14 protein-coding genes are annotated in these 16,840 nt (G+C 71.8%); 3 read left to right on the top strand and 11 right to left on the bottom strand.

Annotation, left to right across the window (positions count from 1 at the left end; translation table 11 throughout):
- Positions 1–11 precede the first annotated feature (11 nt).
- The 7 genes from LR269_RS00315 to LR269_RS00285 all read right to left on the bottom strand — a co-directional run bounded on the left by LR269_RS00315 (position 12) and on the right by LR269_RS00285 (position 8,565).
- Positions 12–2,048 carry a bifunctional aldolase/short-chain dehydrogenase gene (locus tag LR269_RS00315; protein WP_231428725.1) on the bottom strand — a complete coding sequence of 679 codons (2,037 nt, stop codon included), beginning with the start codon at positions 2,046–2,048 and terminating at the stop codon, positions 12–14.
- A gap of 99 nt (positions 2,049–2,147) precedes the next feature.
- Positions 2,148–3,314, bottom strand: coding sequence for an L-rhamnose isomerase (gene rhaI / locus LR269_RS00310; protein WP_231428724.1), 1,167 nt, complete (start codon positions 3,312–3,314; stop codon positions 2,148–2,150).
- Positions 3,315–3,354: 40 nt separating this feature from the next.
- On the bottom strand, positions 3,355–3,753 hold the full coding sequence (locus LR269_RS00305; protein WP_231428723.1) for an L-rhamnose mutarotase: 399 nt from the start codon (positions 3,751–3,753) through the stop codon (positions 3,355–3,357).
- 103 nt (positions 3,754–3,856) lie between these two features.
- Positions 3,857–4,897 (bottom strand): rhamnose ABC transporter substrate-binding protein, encoded by a 1,041-nt coding sequence (gene rhaS / locus LR269_RS00300; protein WP_231428722.1) that lies wholly within the window; start codon positions 4,895–4,897, stop codon positions 3,857–3,859.
- A gap of 64 nt (positions 4,898–4,961) precedes the next feature.
- Entirely contained in the window at positions 4,962–6,020 is a 1,059-nt protein-coding gene (locus LR269_RS00295) for an ABC transporter permease (RefSeq protein ID WP_231428721.1), read from the bottom strand.
- Entirely contained in the window at positions 6,017–7,039 is a 1,023-nt protein-coding gene (locus tag LR269_RS00290) for an ABC transporter permease (RefSeq protein WP_231428720.1), read from the bottom strand. The genes LR269_RS00295 and LR269_RS00290 overlap by 4 nt, the downstream gene beginning before the upstream one ends.
- A complete protein-coding gene (locus LR269_RS00285) occupies positions 7,036–8,565 on the bottom strand; it encodes a sugar ABC transporter ATP-binding protein (protein ID WP_231432183.1) in 1,530 nt (509 codons plus the stop codon). The genes LR269_RS00290 and LR269_RS00285 overlap by 4 nt, the downstream gene beginning before the upstream one ends.
- 252 nt (positions 8,566–8,817) lie before the next feature.
- Between LR269_RS00285 and LR269_RS00280 the strand changes: the two genes are divergently transcribed.
- Positions 8,818–9,825 (top strand): LacI family DNA-binding transcriptional regulator, encoded by a 1,008-nt coding sequence (locus LR269_RS00280; RefSeq protein ID WP_231428719.1) that lies wholly within the window; start codon positions 8,818–8,820, stop codon positions 9,823–9,825.
- An 88-nt stretch (positions 9,826–9,913) separates the two neighbouring features.
- Here the strand turns inward: LR269_RS00280 and LR269_RS00275 are convergent, their stop codons facing one another.
- From LR269_RS00275 to LR269_RS00260, 4 genes are all read right to left on the bottom strand, one after another.
- Entirely contained in the window at positions 9,914–10,999 is a 1,086-nt protein-coding gene (locus tag LR269_RS00275; protein ID WP_231428718.1) for a LacI family DNA-binding transcriptional regulator, read from the bottom strand.
- On the bottom strand, positions 10,996–12,030 hold the full coding sequence (locus LR269_RS00270; RefSeq protein ID WP_231428717.1) for a DUF2804 domain-containing protein: 1,035 nt from the start codon (positions 12,028–12,030) through the stop codon (positions 10,996–10,998). Before LR269_RS00270 ends, LR269_RS00275 begins: the two co-directional genes overlap by 4 nt.
- A gap of 123 nt (positions 12,031–12,153) precedes the next feature.
- Positions 12,154–14,052, bottom strand: a complete 1,899-nt coding sequence (locus tag LR269_RS00265; protein WP_231428716.1) for a glycoside hydrolase family 2 protein — start codon at positions 14,050–14,052, stop codon at positions 12,154–12,156.
- Complete coding sequence (locus tag LR269_RS00260) at positions 14,049–15,410, bottom strand: MFS transporter (protein WP_231428715.1); 1,362 nt, start codon at positions 15,408–15,410, stop codon at positions 14,049–14,051. The genes LR269_RS00265 and LR269_RS00260 overlap by 4 nt, the downstream gene beginning before the upstream one ends.
- A 102-nt stretch (positions 15,411–15,512) precedes the next feature.
- On the opposite strand from LR269_RS00260, the gene LR269_RS00255 reads away from it, so the two are divergent.
- Both LR269_RS00255 and LR269_RS00250 read left to right on the top strand, forming a co-directional pair.
- Positions 15,513–15,914, top strand: a complete 402-nt coding sequence (locus tag LR269_RS00255) for a hypothetical protein (protein WP_231428714.1) — start codon at positions 15,513–15,515, stop codon at positions 15,912–15,914.
- A 264-nt stretch (positions 15,915–16,178) separates the two neighbouring features.
- A complete protein-coding gene (locus LR269_RS00250) occupies positions 16,179–16,829 on the top strand; it encodes a hypothetical protein (RefSeq protein ID WP_231428713.1) in 651 nt (216 codons plus the stop codon).
- The last annotated feature ends 11 nt before the right edge of the window (positions 16,830–16,840 follow it).

Genomic DNA, 16,840 nt, shown 5'->3' with positions numbered 1-16,840 from the left:
TGCTCCGCCGGTCATCGCAGGAACGCGGCGGCGACGCCGGAGTCGACGGGGATGTGGAGCCCGGTGGTGCGACTCAGCTCGGGGCCCGTGAGCACGTAGACGGCGTCGGCGACGTTCTCGGGCACGACCTCGCGCTTGAGGATGGTGCGGTTCGCGTAGAACTGGCCGAGGTCCTCCTCCTCGACCCCGTAGGTCGCGGCGCGGTTCGCGCCCCAGCCCGAGGCGAAGATGCCGGAACCGCGCACGACGCCGTCGGGGTTGATGCCGTTGACGCGCACGCCGTGCTCGCCGAGCTCGACCGCGAGCAGGCGCACCTGGTGGGCCTGGTCGGCCTTCGTCGCCGAGTAGGCGATGTTGTTGGGGCCGGCGAAGACGGAGTTCTTCGAGGAGATGTAGATGACGTCGCCGCCGAGCTTCTGGTCGATGAGCACGCGCGCCGCGGCCTTCGAGACCAGGAACGAGCCCTTGGCCATGACGTCGTGCTGCAGGTTCCAGTCGGCCTCGGTGGTCTCGAGGAGCGGCTTGGAGAGCGAGAGGCCGGCGTTGTTCACGACGAGGTCGACGCCGCCGAACGCGAGCACCGCCTCGTCGAGCGCGGCCTGCACGGCGGCGGCGTCGGCGACGTTCGCCGCGACGCCGATCGCGACGTCGGCCGTGCCGAGCTCCGCGGCGGCGGCCTGCGCCTTCTCGGGGTCGAGGTCGGCGACGACGACGCACGCGCCTTCGGCCGCGAGCCGGGTGGCGATGGCCTTGCCGATGCCCGACGCAGCGCCCGTGACGAACGCGATGCGGCCCTGGTGGGTCTTGGGCTTCGGCATCCGCTGGAGCTTGGCCTCCTCGAGCGCCCAGTACTCGATGCGGAACTTCTCGGCGTCGGAGATGGGGGAGTAGGTCGACACCGACTCGGCCCCGCGCATCACGTTGATCGCGTTGACGTAGAACTCGCCGGCCACGCGGGCGGTCTGCTTGTTCGCCCCGTACGAGAACATGCCGACGCCGGGCACCAGCACGATGAGCGGGTCGGCGCCGCGGATCGCGGGGGAGTCGGCCGTCGCATGGGCGTCGTAGTACGCCTGGTAGTCGGCGCGGTACTCGGCGTGCAGCTCGTGCAGGCGGGCGATCTGCTCGTCGGCCGCCGCGGTCGCGGGCAGGTCGAGCAGCAGCGGCTTGACCTTCGTGCGCAGGAAGTGGTCGGGGCAGCTCGTGCCGAGCGCCGCGAGGGCGGGCGCCTTCTCCGACGCGAGGAAGTCGAGCACGACGTCGGCATCGGTGAAGTGGCCCACCATCGGCTTGTCGTGCGACGCGATGCCGCGGATCGTGGGCGCGAGGGCGGCCGCCCGCTCGCGTCGCTCGACCTCGGGCAGCGCCTCGAAGCCGGGGCGCACGCCGCCGAACGGCTGCGGGTCGCCGTGCTCGGCGAGGTAGGCCGCGGCGGTGTCGATGATCCAGAGCGAGTTCGCCTCGGCCTCGTCGGAGGTGTCGCCCCACGCCGTGATGCCGTGCCCGCCGAGGATGCAGCCGACCGCCTGCGGATTCGCGGCCTTGATCGCGGCGATGTCGAGGCCGAGCTGGAACCCGGGGCGTCGCCACGGCACCCACACGACCTTGTCGCCGAAGACCGTCGCGGTCAGCTCCTCGCCGTCGGCCGCGGTCGCGATCGCGATTCCCGAGTCGGGGTGCAGGTGGTCGACGTGCGCCGCGTCGACGAGGCCGTGCATCGCGGTGTCGATCGAGGGGGCGGCACCGCCCTTGCCGTGCAGGCAGTAGTCGAACGCGGCGACCATCTCGTCCTCGCGGTCGACGCCCGGGTAGACGCCCTGCAACGCCTGCAGCCGATCGAGGCGCAGCACCGCGAGGCCCTGCTCGGTGAGCGTGCCGAGGTCGCCGCCCGAGCCCTTGACCCACAGCAGCTCGACGGGCTCGCCGGTGACCGGGTCGGTCTCGGTGCCCTTCGCCGACGTGTTGCCGCCGGCGTAGTTCGTGTTCTTCGGGTCGGCCCCGAGTCGGTTCGACCGCGCGATGAGCTCGGCGGCTGCGGGGTTCGTCATGGTGGTTCCTTCGAGATCTGTGGGGTTCGGTGGTCGGGCGGGCCGCGACGCCGTCGGTTCGTGGGCCTGCCGAGGCATCCCGGATGCCTCGTGGCGGGCCTACGCGCCCCAGCCGGCCTGCACGCCGCCGACGCGGTCGGCCGCGATCTGCTGCAGGTAGCCCGACTCGGCGAACGCCCGCATGGGGTCGGCGGGCAGGCCCCGCGACTCGCGCCACTCGGCGAGGGCGGGACGCACGTCGGTGTAGAAGGCGTCCATGAAGACGCGGTTGGCCTCGAGCACGTCGCCCGAGACCTGCGCAGCGCGCAGCGCCTCGGCGTCGACGAGCAGGGCGCGCGCCGTCATCTCCTGCACGTTGAGCACCGAGCGGATCTGGCCCGGCACCTTGTCTTCGACGTTGTGGCACTGGTCGAGCATGAACGCGACGTCGGGGTGGTTGAAGCCGCCGCCGCGGATCACCTCGAAGATGATGCGGAACAGCTGGAACGGGTCGGCGGCGCCCACGATGAGGTCGTCGTCGGCGTAGAAGCGCGAGTTGAAGTCGAACGACCCGAGCTTGCCGAGGCGCAGCAGCTGCATGACGATGAACTCGATGTTCGTGCCGGGGGCGTGGTGGCCGGTGTCGAGGCAGACCATGGCCTGCTCGCCGAGCGCGGCGACCTGCGCGTAGCTCGTGCCCCAGTCGGGGACATCGGTGTGGTAGAACGCCGGCTCGAAGAACTTGTACTCGAGCACGAGGCGCTGCTGGTCGCCGAGCCGGGCGTAGATCTCCTGCAGCGACTCGTGCAGGCGGTCCTGCCGGCCGCGCAGGTCGGCCTGGCCCGGGTAGTTCGAGCCCTCGGCGAGCCAGATCTTGAGGTCGCGGCTGCCGGTCGCGTGCATGATGTCGATGCACTCGAAGTGGTGGTCGATCGCCTTTCGGCGCACCGCCGGGTCTTCATGGGTGAGGGCGCCGAACTTGTAGTCGTCGTCCTGGAAGGTGTTCGAGTTGATCGTGCCGAGTTCGACGCCGTGGTCTTCGGCGTGCCGCTTCAGCGCCTCGTAGTCGTCGACGCGGTCCCACGGGATGTGCAGCGCCACGGTCGGTGCGAGCGCCGTGTAGCGGTGCACCTGCGCGGCATCCGCGATCTTCTCGAACGGGTCGCGCGGCGTGCCGGGCGTCGTGAACACCTTGAAGCGCGTGCCGGAGTTGCCGAAGGCCCAGCTCGGCAGCTCGATGGCCTGCGCGGCGAGCTGCCCCGTGATGTCGTCGGTGAGGATGCTCACTGTGGTCCTGCTTTCGTGAGAAGGGCGGTCGGATGCCGCGTCAGCGGGTCGTCGGGCTCGCGGGGTCGGCGCCGGTATCGGCGTCGAGCCGTGCGAGCTGGTCTTCGAGGTGGAACACCTCGGGGAGTCGGGGGGCGCCCTGGTCGGGGCGGGTGCCGTCGAGGGCGACGAAGAAGGGAGCCATCTCCGCCTCCCATGCGGCGGTGCGCGGGTCGGCCGCGAGGGCCGCCTGGGATGCCTCGTCGTCATCGGTCTCGTAGGTGCCGATGAGCAGGCCGTCGTCGCGCAGGTACAGCGAGTAGTTGCGCCGGCCCGAGGCCTCGATGGCGCGGAGCATCTCGGGGTCGACCGCGGCGTGCCGCTCGCGGTACTCGTCGAGGCGTGCGGGGTCGACCTGCAGCTGGAAGCAGATGCGCTCGGGGCGCGATTCGGAAGCCATGTCGAGCGCTCCTCTCTTCGATCTGGTCCGGTCTGTGCCGGGGAGGGTGCGGGCCGTGCCGACCGGTACGGCCCGCACCCTCGTTCAACGGTGTTCCGACGGCTCAGAAGTCGAAGTCGCCGATGTTCTCGGCGTCGAACACGTAGGGGTCGCCGAGCAGCACGACGCCGTCGGCGCCGACCTCGTAGTCGCCGAGCTTGCCGGCCTCGAACGAGTCGCCCTCTTCACCCGTGATCTCGCCCTCGATGAGCGCCTTCGACGCGTACGCGGCGAGGTAGCCGAGGTCGGCCGGGTTCCACAGCGCGAACGAGGTGACGGTGCCGTCCTCGACGTACTCGCGCATCTGGTTCGGGGTGCCGAGGCCGGTCAGCGCGACCTTGCCCTTGTACTCCGAGGTGGAGAGGTAACGGGCCGCCGCGGCGATGCCGACCGTCGTGGGCGAGATGATGCCCTTGAGGTTCGGGTGCGTCTGCAGCAGTGCCGCGGTCTTGTCGAACGAGGTCTGGTCGTCGTCGTCGCCGTAGACGGTGTCGACGAGCTTCACGTTCGGGTGGTTCGCGGCGAGCTCCTCCTTCATGAGCTCGATCCACGCGTTCTGGTTCGTCGCGTTCGCCGACGCCGACAGGATCGCGATCTCGCCCTCGTCGCCGATCTGCTCGGTGATCTCGTCGACCTGCACCTTGGCGATGCCCTCGGCGGTGGCCTGGTTGATGAACAGGTCGCGGCACTCGGCGTTCGTGTCGGAGTCGAAGGTGACGACCTTGATGCCGGCGTCGCGGGCCTCGTTCAGCGCGTCGCAGATGGCCTCGGGGTCGTTCGCCGACACGGCGATCGCGCCGACGCCCTGCTGGGTGAGCGTGTTGATGTAGCTCACCTGCGCGTCGGGCGTCGCCTCGGCGGGGCCGACCTCGGCGAACGTGCCGTCGAACTCGGTGATGGCCTCCTTGGCGCCCGCCGACGAGGTGTCGAAGTACGGGTTGCCGAGGTTCTTCGGCAGGAACGTGATCGCGAGGTTCGCGGAATCGCCGCCGTCGGTCGAGCCGCCGCCGTCGGTGCCGCTGTCGACGGCGCAGCCGGTGAGCACCAGTGCGGCGGCCGCGACGACCGCGGTCAGCGCACCGGCGCGGGTCTTCTTCTGAAACATCGTTGTTCTTCCCTTCATCGGATGAGGTCGACGAGTGATCGCCTCGACGGTTCGCGCGGCCCGGTCACCCTGCTGTGGAGGCCTCGATGCGCGGTGTTCCCCCTGGTGCCTTCCGGCGCTTGCGCAGCCAGGCCAGGAAGCTGGTGGCCACCACCGAGAGCACGAGCAGCGCTCCGGTGATGATGTTGATGACGTCGCTCGTGACGTTGGCGAGCCGCAGCGCACTCGAGAGCACGCCGATGAGCAGCACGCCGGCGATGACGCCGTGGATGGCGCCGCGACCGCCGAAGACCGAGACCCCGCCGAGCACGACGGCGGCGATGACCTGCAGTTCGAGGCCCGTCGCGTTGTCGCCGCGGGCGCTGCCGAAGCGCAGCGTGTAGAAGACGCCCGCGAGCGCCGAGATCGTGCCGGCGAGCACGAACAGCACGAACTTCGTGCGCTCGACGTGCACGCCCGAGAACCGGGCCGCCGCCTTCGACAGGCCGATCGCGTAGATGCCGCGGCCGAACGGCGTGAAGTGCAGCAGCACGATGAACACGACGAGCAGCACGAGGAACACGAACAGCACGACCGGAACGTTGCTGCCGCCGACGCGCGCCTTCGCGAGGTCGGTCCAGAAGTCGGGGAAGTCGGTGATCGCGGTCGTGCCGAGCAGGCCCACGGCGAGTCCGCGGAAGAGGGCGAGCGTGCCGATCGTGACCGCGAGCGACGGCAGGCCGACGACGGTCACGAGGAAGCCGTTGACCGCGCCGCACACCGCGCCGGCCACGAGCGCGACGACGGCGGCGACCTCGAACGGCAGTCCGCCCGCGGTGAGCACACCGGTGAGCACGCTCGAGAGGCCGACGATGCTCGCGACCGAGAGGTCGATCTCGCCCGTGATCATGACGAGCGTCATCGGCAGTGCGATGAGCAGGATCGGCATCACGTCGAGCAGCAGGTAGGTGACGGTGATCGGCTGCCCGAATCCGCGCACGGTGGCCGCGGCGACGACCGAGACGAGGACGACGAGCGCGATGATCGCCATCTCGCGGGTGAGCAGCACGCGCTGCCAGAGGGGACGGTCGTAGTCGCGGTAGCTGCGCGCGATCGCGGCGGCCGCGGTGGTCGTGGCGGTCATCGGTCGTCCTCCCTCGCCTCGAGGAGCTTGCGTCTCTGTCGAACGGCGAGCACGCGGTCGAGCACGATGGCGCCGATGATGAGCGCGCCGACGACGGCGCGCTGCCAGAAGTCGGGGATGCCGAGGATCGGCAGGGCCCGGTTGATGGTGAGCAGCAGCCAGGCGCCGATCGCGGCGCCCCACACCGAGCCGACGCCGCCCGTGATGGCGACGCCGCCGATGACGGCCGCGCCGACCGCGTCGAGCTCCCAGCCCGAACCCGCCTGCGAGTTGATCGTGCCGTAGCGGGCGGCGTAGAGCACGCCGGCGAGACCGGCGAGGGCGCCCGAGACGACGAACGCGATGAGCAGGCGGCGGGTCACGCGCAGGCCGTAGAGCTCGGCCGCGGCGGGGTCGGAGCCGATCGCGTAGAACTCGCGGCCGCCGCGGGTGTTCTTCATGATCCAGCCGGTGACGGCGAGCACGACGACGGCGATGATCGTGAGGATCGGGATCCAGAGGATCTGCCCGGTGCCGAGCGCGAGGAAGTCCTTCGGCAGGTCCGACGCGTTGATGCGGTCGCTGCCCGTCCACAGCACGTTGATGCCGCGGTAGGCGTAGAGCGTGCCCAGCGTGATGACCATGGCGGGCACCTTCGCGAACGCGACGAGCGCGCCGTTGACGAGGCCGAGGAGGCCCCCGAACACGACCGCGATCACGAAGACCGCGACGATCGGGATGCCCTGGAGGTCGATGAAGAGCCGGCCCGTGAGGTAGGCGGAGAGGCCGAGGATCGAGCCGACCGAGAGGTCGACGTTGCGGGTGATGATGACGATCGCCTGGCCGATCGCGACGAGCACGAGGATCGACGGGGTCAGCAGCAGGTCGCGCCAGCCGTCGGCGCTGAACAGGAAGTTGGGATTCGCGACCGTCGCCGCGAGGACGACGAGCGCGAGGGCGAGCAGGATGCCGAACTCGCGCACGGCGCCGATGGCGTGCAACCGCTTCGTGACGGCGGTCTTCTCGATGGTGGCGGTCACTGGTGGGCTCCCTGGGCGTGGGTCGCGGCGAACATGACGTTCTCGCTCGTCGCGTCGTCGCGGTCGATCTCGGCGGTGATGCGGCCCTCGCGCATGACGAGCACGCGGTCGGCCATGCCGAGCACCTCGGGCAGCTCGGACGAGATCATGAGGATGCCCATGCCGCGGCCCGCGAGCTCGGAGAGCAGCCGGTGCACCTCGGACTTCGTGCCGATGTCGATGCCGCGGGTCGGTTCGTCGATGATGAGCACCCTCGGCTCGGTCGCGAGCCACTTGCCGAGCACGACCTTCTGCTGGTTGCCGCCCGAGAGCGTGCCGGCCACGGTCGACAGCGCGTTCGTCTTGACCTCGAGCCGGCTCGCCCACTCCTTCGCGGCACGGTTCTCCATGCCGGAGGTGATGAGGCCGGCCTTCGCGATCGTCTCGCGGATGGCGAGCGTGACGTTGCGGGCGACGGATGACTCGAGCACGAGCCCCTGCTTGCGGCGGTCTTCGGGAACGAGTGCGAGACCGGCCCGCATCGCGGCATCCGGCCGGTTCTTCGGAATCGCCCGCCCGCCCAGCCGCACCGTGCCCTCGTCGTAGGCGTCGACGCCGAAGACCGCGCGCGCCACCTCGCTGCGGCCGGCGCCGACGAGGCCGGCGAGGCCGACGATCTCGCCCGCGCGGACCGTGAACGAGATGTCGTGGAACAACGGGCTCGACAGCCCCTCGACCTCGAGCAGCGGCTCGCGGATCTCGGCCGGGAGCTTGGGGAAGAGGTCGGTCACGTCGCGGCCGACCATCTGGCGGACCAGCCCGTCGACCGTGGTCTCGCCGATGGGCGTCGTCGCGATGTAGGCGCCGTCGCGCATGACCGTGACGGTGTCGCAGAGCGCGAACACCTCGTCGAAGCGGTGCGAGATGAAGAGGAGCGCGCGGCCCTCGTCGCGCAGGCTGCGGGCGATCTGGAAGAGTCGGTCGACCTCGACGCCCGAGAGCGCGGCGGTCGGCTCGTCCATGATGAGCACGCGCGCGTCGAGCGAGACCGCCTTCGCGATCTCGATGACCTGCTGGTCGGCGATCGAGAGGCCCTCGGCCGGCCGGTCGGGGTCGATGCCGACGCCGAGCCGGGCGAACAGCTGCTCGACCTCGGCGCGCATGGCCTTGCGGTCGATGCGGCCGAACCGGCCGACGGGCTGGCGGCCCATGAAGACGTTCTCGGTGACCGTGAGGTCGGGGAAGAGCGTCGGCTCCTGGTAGATGACCGCGATGCCCGCGGCCTTCGACTGGGCGGTCGAGCCGAAGTCGACCGACTCGCCGTTGAGGCGGAAGTCGCCGGCGTCGCGGCGGTAGAGCCCGGCGACGATCTTCACGAGCGTCGACTTGCCGGCGCCGTTCTCGCCGATGAGCGCGTGGATCGAGCCGCGCTCGAGCCGCAGGCTTCCGGAGCGCAGCGCGACGACGGCGCCGAACGACTTCGCGACGTTCTCGAGTTCGAGCATGGGCGGGGTCGCCGCGGGGGCGGGCGGGGTGTCCGCCGTCATGCGCGGGGTGTCCGACACGGGGGCCTCCTCGTCGAGGTGGGAGCGGGGGGATCGCTCTGCAGTGAATCTGCTATGAATCGATTCAAAATCGATGCATGGTTACTGTAAGGTCAGGTCGCACGAGTGGTCAAGTCACGATATTGAAACGAATCAATATCGCGCGCCGCTCACGGTCCGGATTCGATGTCATGATCGAATCGGTTCAACGCCGAGCGACCCGACGGGGCCGGTGCGAAACGAGGAGGAACGGCCATGGCAGTCAGTGTTCGCGACGTCGCGGCCGCCGCGTCGGTCTCGGTCGGCACCGTCTCGAACGTGCTCAACCGCCCCGACAAGGTGGCCCCCGCGACCGTCGAGCGGGTGCTCGCCGCGATCGAGGAGCTCGGCTTCGTGCGCAACGACGCCGCCCGCCAGCTGCGAGCCGGACGCAGCCGGTCGATCGGCTTCGTCGTGCTCGACGTGCGCAACCCGTTCTTCACGGAGGTCGCCCGCGGCGCCGAGACCCGCGCCGCCGACGCCGGACTAACGGTGCTGCTCGGCACGAGCGACGAGGACATCGAACGCGAACGCGTCTACGTCGACCTCTTCGAGGAGCAGCGCGTGCACGGCGTGCTCATCTCGCCGCTCGCCGACGACCTGCCGAGGCTGCAGCGTCTCCGCGACCGCGGCACCCCGGTCGTGCTCGTCGACCGGCAGGCCCACGACCGCAGCTTCTCGTCGGTCGCGGTCGACGACATCGCCGGTGGCCGGCTCGCCGCCGAGCACCTGCTCGGGCTCGGCCGGCGGCGCATCGCGTTCGTCGGCGGACCCGAGAGCATCCGCCAGGTCGCCGACCGCCTCGAGGGCGCCCGGCGAGCCGTCGCCGAGGTGCCGGATGCCTCGCTCGAGGTCGTGCCCACCGAGAACCTCACCGTGCTGCAGGGGCGTGCCGCGGGCGAGGTGCTGCGCGCGCGCCCCGCGGCCGAGCGGCCCGACGCCGTGTTCGCCGCGAACGACCTGCTCGCGATGGGCGTGCTGCAGGCCCTCGTGATGCGCGGCGACGCGAAGGTGCCCGGCGACATCGCGCTCATCGGCTACGACGACATCGACTTCGCGGCCGCCGCGGTCGTGCCGCTCTCGTCGATCCGGCAGCCCGCCGCCCTCATCGGGCACACCGCCGTCGACCTGCTGCTGCGCGAGGCCGACGCCGACGACGACTTCACGCCCGAGCAGGTGGTGTTCCAGCCCGAACTCGTGGTGCGGGCCTCGACCGCCGGGTGAGGGCAGGGCGCGCCGCGGCGCGCCGGGGCAGCAGTTCGCGCACCGTGACGACGACGAGCTGCGCGTCGGTGCTCTTCACCGGCTGCGGCTACGGCGCCGACTCGCGCACGACGAGCCGGTACGGCGCCTGCTCGACGCGGGGCGGCGCGTGCGGGTCGTCGACGAGGCGCAGCACCGAGGCGACTGCGAGGCGGGCGATCTCGGCGAGGTCGGGCGCGATGCTCGTCAGGGCCGGGGCGGCGTACGCCGACTCTGGGGAGTCGTCCCAGCCGACGACGGCGACCTGCCCCGGCACGTCGACCTCCGCCTCGCGGAACGCACGCAGTGCGCCGATCGCGAGCAGGTCGTTCGCGCAGACGAGCCCGTCGAGGCCGGCGAGCCCCTCGGGCTCCGCGAGCAGCGCCCGCACGCGCGCGTAGCCCTCCTCCCGCGAGTAGTCGCCGTCGGGCGAGGCCGGGTCCCACGGCGAGACCTCGAGCACGTGCCGCGGGTCGGCTTCGAGCTCGGCCGTGCGAAGCGCCTCTCGGAACCCCTCGAGCCGCAGGTCGGCCGCGGCGGCTCCTGACGAGGCATCCGGAACCGTGCCGAGGAAGCCGAGCGCACGGCGACCCGACACGATCAGGTGTGAGGTGGCATCGCGCGACGAGACCACGCTGTCGACGACGACCCGGTCGACGCGGGCGCCGCGGATGCGCTCGCCGAGGACGACGAGCGGAGTGCTGCCGCGCGCGGCCTCGAGCTGCGCGTCGCTCAGCGACATCGGACTCAGCACGATGCCGTCGGTGAGCATCGTGCCGAAGCCGCGCGCCGCCCGCAGCTCGCGCTCGGGATCGCCGTGCGTCTCGTCGACGACGACGTCGTAGCCGACCCGCTCGGCCGCGCCCACGACGGCGTGCGCGAGCTGCGCGAAGTACGGCAGCGAGAGGAACGGCACCGAGAGGGTGAGCAGGTTGCTGCGGCCCATCCGCAGCTGGCGCGCCGCGAGCTGCGGGCGGTAGCCTACCTCGGCGATCGCGGCCTCGACCCGTCGCTTCGTCGAGTCGCTCACGGGGGCGCCGCCGTTGATGACGTTGGAGACCGTGCGGTACGAGACGCCGGCGATGGCCGCGACATCCTTCAGGGTCGGCCCAGCTGAGCGGCGGCCGCCGACGGCCTTCGGATCGCGTTCGCTCACCAGCGGTTCCGTACGTCCTCGGCCCAGCCGAGCAGCCCGTCGACGGCGATGCGCTCGCCGCCCGCATCGACCCAGCCCGAGTAGTGACCGAAGCACTGGTGCCCGTGCGAGCCGAACACGACGAGCTCGGTCGCGCTCACCCGGTCCCAGAACGGCTCGAACCACAGGTCGGCGTGCTCGCCGCGGATGTGCCACGGCGCGAGCCAGTCGTGGATGTCGTAGTCCCAGTCGAGCTCCTCGCTGATCTTGTGCAGACGGCCGTCGACGACGACGGCGTTCTCGGCCGAGCCGGTGCCGTCGGTCCACTTGCCGCCGAGCTGCAGGCCGATCGTGCGGCCGTCGACCTCGCCGGACGCGGCGCCCCAGTTCCAGACCATGCGGTACGGCCAGCGGCCGCGGCCGTGGTCGAGCACCGCCCAGCTCTCGCCCTCGGGCAGGGCGATGCGGTCGACGGGCCGATCGCCCTCGCCGCCGAGCTCGAGCCAGCCGGTCGCGGGTCGCGCGACATCCTTCACCGTGTACTGGAACCGGCGGTCGGACCACGGCACGACCACGCCGAGGCACTCGTGCCCAGTCGGCCGGTGCGCGTCGATCTCGAAGCGCACGCCCTGGGCCGAGCCGCGCAGCAGCGTTCCCGAGCCGTCGGCGCGCTCCTCGATGTCGATCTCGATCGCCTTCGTGCGCGCTCGCGCCGGCCCGCCGCCGAGCGATGCGGGCAGCGTCGCGCTCGAGCCGAGCGGTGCGATCGCCGCGCGGTCGACGGTCGACCCGTCGCGTCGGTCGTGCACGAGGACGGCGTGCACCGCGGCGTAGTCGATCGACGAGACGGTGAGGGCGATGATGTGGGTCGGCGTCGTGACGGCCCAGTACTCCCACCGCTTGTTGCGGCCCCAGACACGGCGGCCGTCGATGCCCGACGTGTCGTGCAGCGGGGTGCGGGTCCAGCCGACGGCATCGCGGTTCAGCCGGCCGTCGGGCCCGCAGAGGGCGACGGGTGTCGTGAGTTCGCGCTCGACGATGGTGCGGGGCATGGGGTTCCGATCTCGGGTTCGGTGCGGTGGTGGGGGGCGTGGCGGGGCGGCGTGTCTCGAATCCTCACCTGAGGCTCGCCCCACGCGGGGCGAGCCTCACAGGGGCGACGCCGTGCCGTGTCGTCATGCGGGTTCTGCCTCATGCGGGGCGGGACGCACCTGAGGTTCTCGGGGTGCCGAGGCCCGGCGGGCGGGTTCGGCGACCTCCGGCGTCGTCGCCGCGGCGAACTCCGCGAACAGCTCGCCGAGCACGTCGCGCACCCGGTCGGCGTCGACCTTCACCACGGTGCGGTCGGCGGTGAGCAGCCCGTTGAGCTCGTCTTCGACGTCGGAGAGCTGCGTGTACACGATGCCCGAGAGCCCGGCCGCGATCGCCGGCAGCACCTCGCGCCGGTGCAGCTCGACGAAGCCGTCGGTCAGGGCGTCGACCGAGCGGTAGCGGCGGTAGCCGAACTCCCTCGGCGAGAACTCGTGACCGGGCAGGCGCAGGCTGTAGCCGCCGTACTCCGACACGACGACCGCGCGGCCGTCGCGCCCCCAGTCGCGTCCGGGCTTCAGCCGCCGGAAGTACACGTGAAGGCTCAGGAGGTCGCCGCCCCCCTGGTCGTGCCAGCCGCTCGCGTGATCGACGACCCGCGACGGGTCGATCTCACGCACCCGCTCCACGGCGTCGAGCGCATCGAACTGCCCCCAGCCCTCGTTGAACGGCACCCACACGACGACGCTCGGCGCGTTCTTCAGCAGTCGCACGGTCGACTCGAGCTCGGCGGTGAACTCGGCCCGCCCCGAGGCATCCTGTCGGCCGAACCGCCGATGCCTGCTGTCGTCGAGCCGCACCGGGAGCTTGACCGGCGCCGTGATCACCGCCGGGTTGTAGCGCCGGCCGCCGTTCACCATGTCCTGCCAGACGAGCAGGCCGAGGCGGTCGCAGTGGTGGTACCACCGCAGCGGCTCGATCTTGATGTGCTTGCGCACGGCGTTGAAGCCGAGCGCCTTCATCGACGTCAGGTCGTGCACCATCGCCTCGTCGGACGGCGGCGTGTAGAGCCCGTCGGGCCAGTAGCCCTGGTCGAGGACGGCCGCGTGGAACACCGGCTCGCCGTTCAGCACGAGCCGTGGCCGCCCGAACGCATCGGGGGCGACGCCGACCGAGCGCATGCCGACGTAGCTCCGCACCAGGTCGTCGCCGAGTCGTACCTCGACGTCGTAGAGGTAGGGGTCGTCGGGGCTCCAGCGCCGCGCCTGCGGCACCGCCAGGGTGAGGGTCGCGCCGGCCGCGCCCTCGGCGCGCGCGACCTCGAGGCCGTCGGCGAGCAGCACGACCGTCGCGACGGGCGGCCCGGCCGGGCCGGTCGCCGGTTCGGTCGCGCCGCCCGTCGGCGGTTCGTGCGGGGTGGATGCCTCGACGACGACCTCGACCGTCTCGTCGTCGAGCCTCGGGCGCAGGTCGAGGCCCGCGACGTGCAGCGCCGGCACCGACTCGATCCAGACGCTCTGCCAGATGCCCGACTGCGCCGTGTACCAGATGCCGCCGCGCTTCAGCGACTGCTTGCCGCGCGAGTGGTACGACGTGTCGCTCGGGTCGACCACGTCGACCACGAGCTCGTGCTCCTCGCCGGCGGCGAGTGCGTCGGTGACGTCGAGCGAGAACGGCAGGTAACCGCCCGCGTGCGCACCGACGAGCACGTCGTCGACGAAGACGCGGCAGCGCTGGTCGACCGCTCCGAAGTGCAGGACGACGCGGTCGACGAGGAACCCCTCGGGCAGGCGCACCGTGCGGCGGTACCAGAGGTGCTCCCCGGGCTGCAGCTGCCGGCCGACGCCCGAGAGCTCGGCCTCGGGGGAGAAGGGCACGAGGATGGCTCCGGCCCACGCCCGCGGTCGGCGATCGTCGACCGTGAAGGCGTGCTCCCACCAGCCGTTGAGGCTGAGGTGGCTGTCGCGCGCGAGCTGCGGGCGGGGGTACTCGGGGAGGACCGCGGCGGGATCGATCGCGTCGGCCCAGGGCGTGCGGCGACTCATCCGGCGTCCTCCGGAGCGGGAGGGAGCGGAGCTGTCGTCCCGGAACCCGACCGCCGCAGCATCCGCCGCCGCAGCACCGCGAGCACGGGCACGACGAGCAGCACGGCCGCCGCGACCGGGAAGATCTCGGGTCCGGGCACGGGTTGCTCCCGGCCGAGCTCGACGTACGTGTGGGCCGTTCCCGAGATGATCGCAGCCCCGATCGCCGGGCCGATCACCATCGGCAGCATCACGGCCATGATCATGCGAGCACCCTGCACGCCACCCGCGCGGTCGGCGGGGGTGCAGTCGCGCGTCATGGCCGAGACCGCCGCGATCGAGCTCATCATGCCGGCCATCATGAGCGTCGCCGCGACGACGACCCAGGTGAAGTCGCGGGCGAACGACATCGCGACGAGCCCGACCGCGAACACGGCGACCGCGGGCAGCAGGTAGCGCTCCTTGCCGACCCGGTCCATGATGCGACCGCCGACCACGCTCAGCGCCGACGCGAGGATGAGCACGACGCCCAGCACGATCGCCGAGTCGTCGAGCTGCAGCGAGTAGCGCAGGTAGATGAGCACGAAGGGGATGAACACCTGCGAGCTCACGCCGATGACGCACCAGATCGCCAGGGTGATGAACAGCGCCGGCTCGCGGCGCACGGTCGAGGGGCGAAGCCCGTCGACGACCGATCGCCAGACCCCGGACGGCCGCGGCGCGACGCCCCGGTCGCGCACGAGGAACCACGCCGCCGCGCCGGTCGCCGCGGTCGCGCCCCCGACGATCGCGAAGAAGGCGGGCCATTGCCCGGCCTGCGTCATCGGATCGAGCAGGCCGAACACGATCAGCATCGCGACGAGCGGCATCGTCGCGAGCCAGCCGTCGACCCGGCCGCGGTTCGCCGGCACCGTCGAGTCGGTCACCCACGCGGCGAAGGCCGCGTCGTTCGCACCCGAGCCGATGAAGCTCATGATGCAGTCGAGCGCGACGATGGCCACGACGGCGGCGATCACCGCCGGTGCGGCCTCGGCCGCGGCATCCGGTGCGCCGACGAGGCCGAAGGCGGCGGTGACGGCGCCCCAGGCGACGTACCCGGCCGCGATGAGTTCCCGGCGGCGACCGAGCCGGTCGGACCATGCGCCGACCACGAGGGTCGCGACCGTGGCGGCGACGGCGCTCGCCGCCACCATCACGGCGAGCACGGCGGGGTCGGTCGAGATCGTGTCGTAGACGAACACGTTGAGGTACATGTTCTCGATCACCCACGCGAGCTGGCCGACGAGACCCACGAGGATGACGGCGGCCCAGGTGCGGGCGCCGAGCGGATGGGAGGCGCGTGCGGTGCGTGCCGTGGGGGTGTCGGTTCGAGTCGTCATCGTCCTCGGTCGGGTCAGGGTTTCAACGTTGAAACCACGATGCACAGTAGCAGGTGCGCCGCGCCGCTGCCGCCGTCGCGCGCCGGCCGATAGGGTGGCGGCATGACCAGCCCCGAACCAGCTCCCGGTACGCCCGCGCCCGGCTACGGTTCCGCCGGCCACGCGCCCGCTCAGCGCAAGCCGCCGGCCGACTCGCGACGGAGCGAACCCGTCGGCGTCGTGGCGCTCGTGTTCGGCGTCTTCATCGTCGTGCTCGACTTCGTCATGATCTTCGTGACCGCTTCGATCATCCGCTCGGCCGACTTCGCCGCGTACTCGACGGTCTCGCTCGTGTCGGCGGCCGTCATGGTCGTGCTCGCGCTCGCCGCGATCTCGGTGGGCGTCGTCGCCTTCGTGCGGGGCGGCGCCACGCGCGTGTACGGCGCGATCGGCGCGACGATCGGCGCGATGGCGCTCATCCAGCAGTTCGGATCGCTCATCTACGGACTCATCGTCGGCGCCTGAGTCGGGTTGCAAGCCAGCGGCCTCGCCGAGCCTCGCCGAGCCTCGCTCGACCCTGTGCGCCTGCGCACCGCGCGCTTCTGGAGGAACTTCGGGTGCCCGTGCGGCGTGTCGCCGGCATCGGCTCGGCGTGTCGGCCGGTTCTTCCGACATTCGGTTCGGTCATCCACGCCCGCTCGGGATGCGGCGGCGGCGGTCACCGCCTATCCTCGATGGGAACGTCCCCCGTTCGCGGGTCGCGCTCCCGATCCCGCATCGCGGAGCCCGGTGATCGACCCGACGGCGACCGACCCGAGCACCTCCCGAGGCATCGTGACCGACGAGTACCCCCACGACGACGAGCCGCTGCGGCGTCCGCGTGGCCGACGAGCCGCGCCGAAGCCCGCGCGCGGTGCCGTGCTGCTCGCGCCGCTGACGGTGATCGCCGCCTGGTCCGGCGCCCTGCCCGGCCGAGTCCCGCAGCTCGGCCGAGCGGTCACGTGGGCTCGTTCCCGCCTCGCACCCGTCGGTCGTGCGCTCGCCCCGGCCGTGCTCTGGGCGCGCGGGCACCGTCCGGCGGTCGTCATCGCCGGCGCAGGACTCGTCGCCGTGGCCATGCTCGGCGGCGCCGTCGCCGTCATCGGGTCGACCGCCGGGCAGGTCGACGAGGCCGGCCCCGCCGTCGAGTCGCCGCGTCCGACGCCGGGCACGACGACGCCGACGCGCGCGTACCCGCCGATCCTGCCGAGCGCGACCCCGCCCGCCGACGAGATGCCGACGACCGAGCCCGACGATGGTGCCGCCGACGATCCCGGCACCGAGCCGACCGTCGAGCCCGAGCCTGCGCCCGAGACGGCCGAGCCCACGCCCGAACCGACCCCCGAGCCCGAAGACGACCACCCGGGCCGAGGCCAGGGCCCGAAGAAGCCGAAGGGCTGAGGCGGGGTCTC

Origin of the sequence: Agromyces sp. S2-1-8, assembly GCF_021129215.1 — a bacterium.
Classification (GTDB): domain Bacteria; phylum Actinomycetota; class Actinomycetes; order Actinomycetales; family Microbacteriaceae; genus Agromyces; species Agromyces chromiiresistens.
The sequence above is the reverse complement of the archived record's forward strand: the minus strand, read 5'-3'. Positions and strand labels throughout refer to the sequence as shown.

Bases quoted from the DNA above. Each gene is read 5' to 3' on its own strand.
- LR269_RS00260 (WP_231428715.1), bottom strand. From the start codon at position 15,410: ATGACGACTCGAACCGACACCCCCACGGCACGCACCGCACGCGCCTCC.
- LR269_RS00270 (WP_231428717.1), bottom strand. From the start codon at position 12,030: ATGCCCCGCACCATCGTCGAGCGCGAACTCACGACACCCGTCGCCCTC.
- rhaS (WP_231428722.1), bottom strand. From the start codon at position 4,897: ATGTTTCAGAAGAAGACCCGCGCCGGTGCGCTGACCGCGGTCGTCGCG.
- LR269_RS00280 (WP_231428719.1), top strand. From the start codon at position 8,818: ATGGCAGTCAGTGTTCGCGACGTCGCGGCCGCCGCGTCGGTCTCGGTC.
- LR269_RS00255 (WP_231428714.1), top strand. From the start codon at position 15,513: ATGACCAGCCCCGAACCAGCTCCCGGTACGCCCGCGCCCGGCTACGGT.
- LR269_RS00265 (WP_231428716.1), bottom strand. From the start codon at position 14,052: ATGAGTCGCCGCACGCCCTGGGCCGACGCGATCGATCCCGCCGCGGTC.
- LR269_RS00295 (WP_231428721.1), bottom strand. From the start codon at position 6,020: ATGACCGCCACGACCACCGCGGCCGCCGCGATCGCGCGCAGCTACCGC.
- LR269_RS00305 (WP_231428723.1), bottom strand. From the start codon at position 3,753: ATGGCTTCCGAATCGCGCCCCGAGCGCATCTGCTTCCAGCTGCAGGTC.
- LR269_RS00285 (WP_231432183.1), bottom strand. From the start codon at position 8,565: ATGACGGCGGACACCCCGCCCGCCCCCGCGGCGACCCCGCCCATGCTC.
- LR269_RS00315 (WP_231428725.1), bottom strand. From the start codon at position 2,048: ATGACGAACCCCGCAGCCGCCGAGCTCATCGCGCGGTCGAACCGACTC.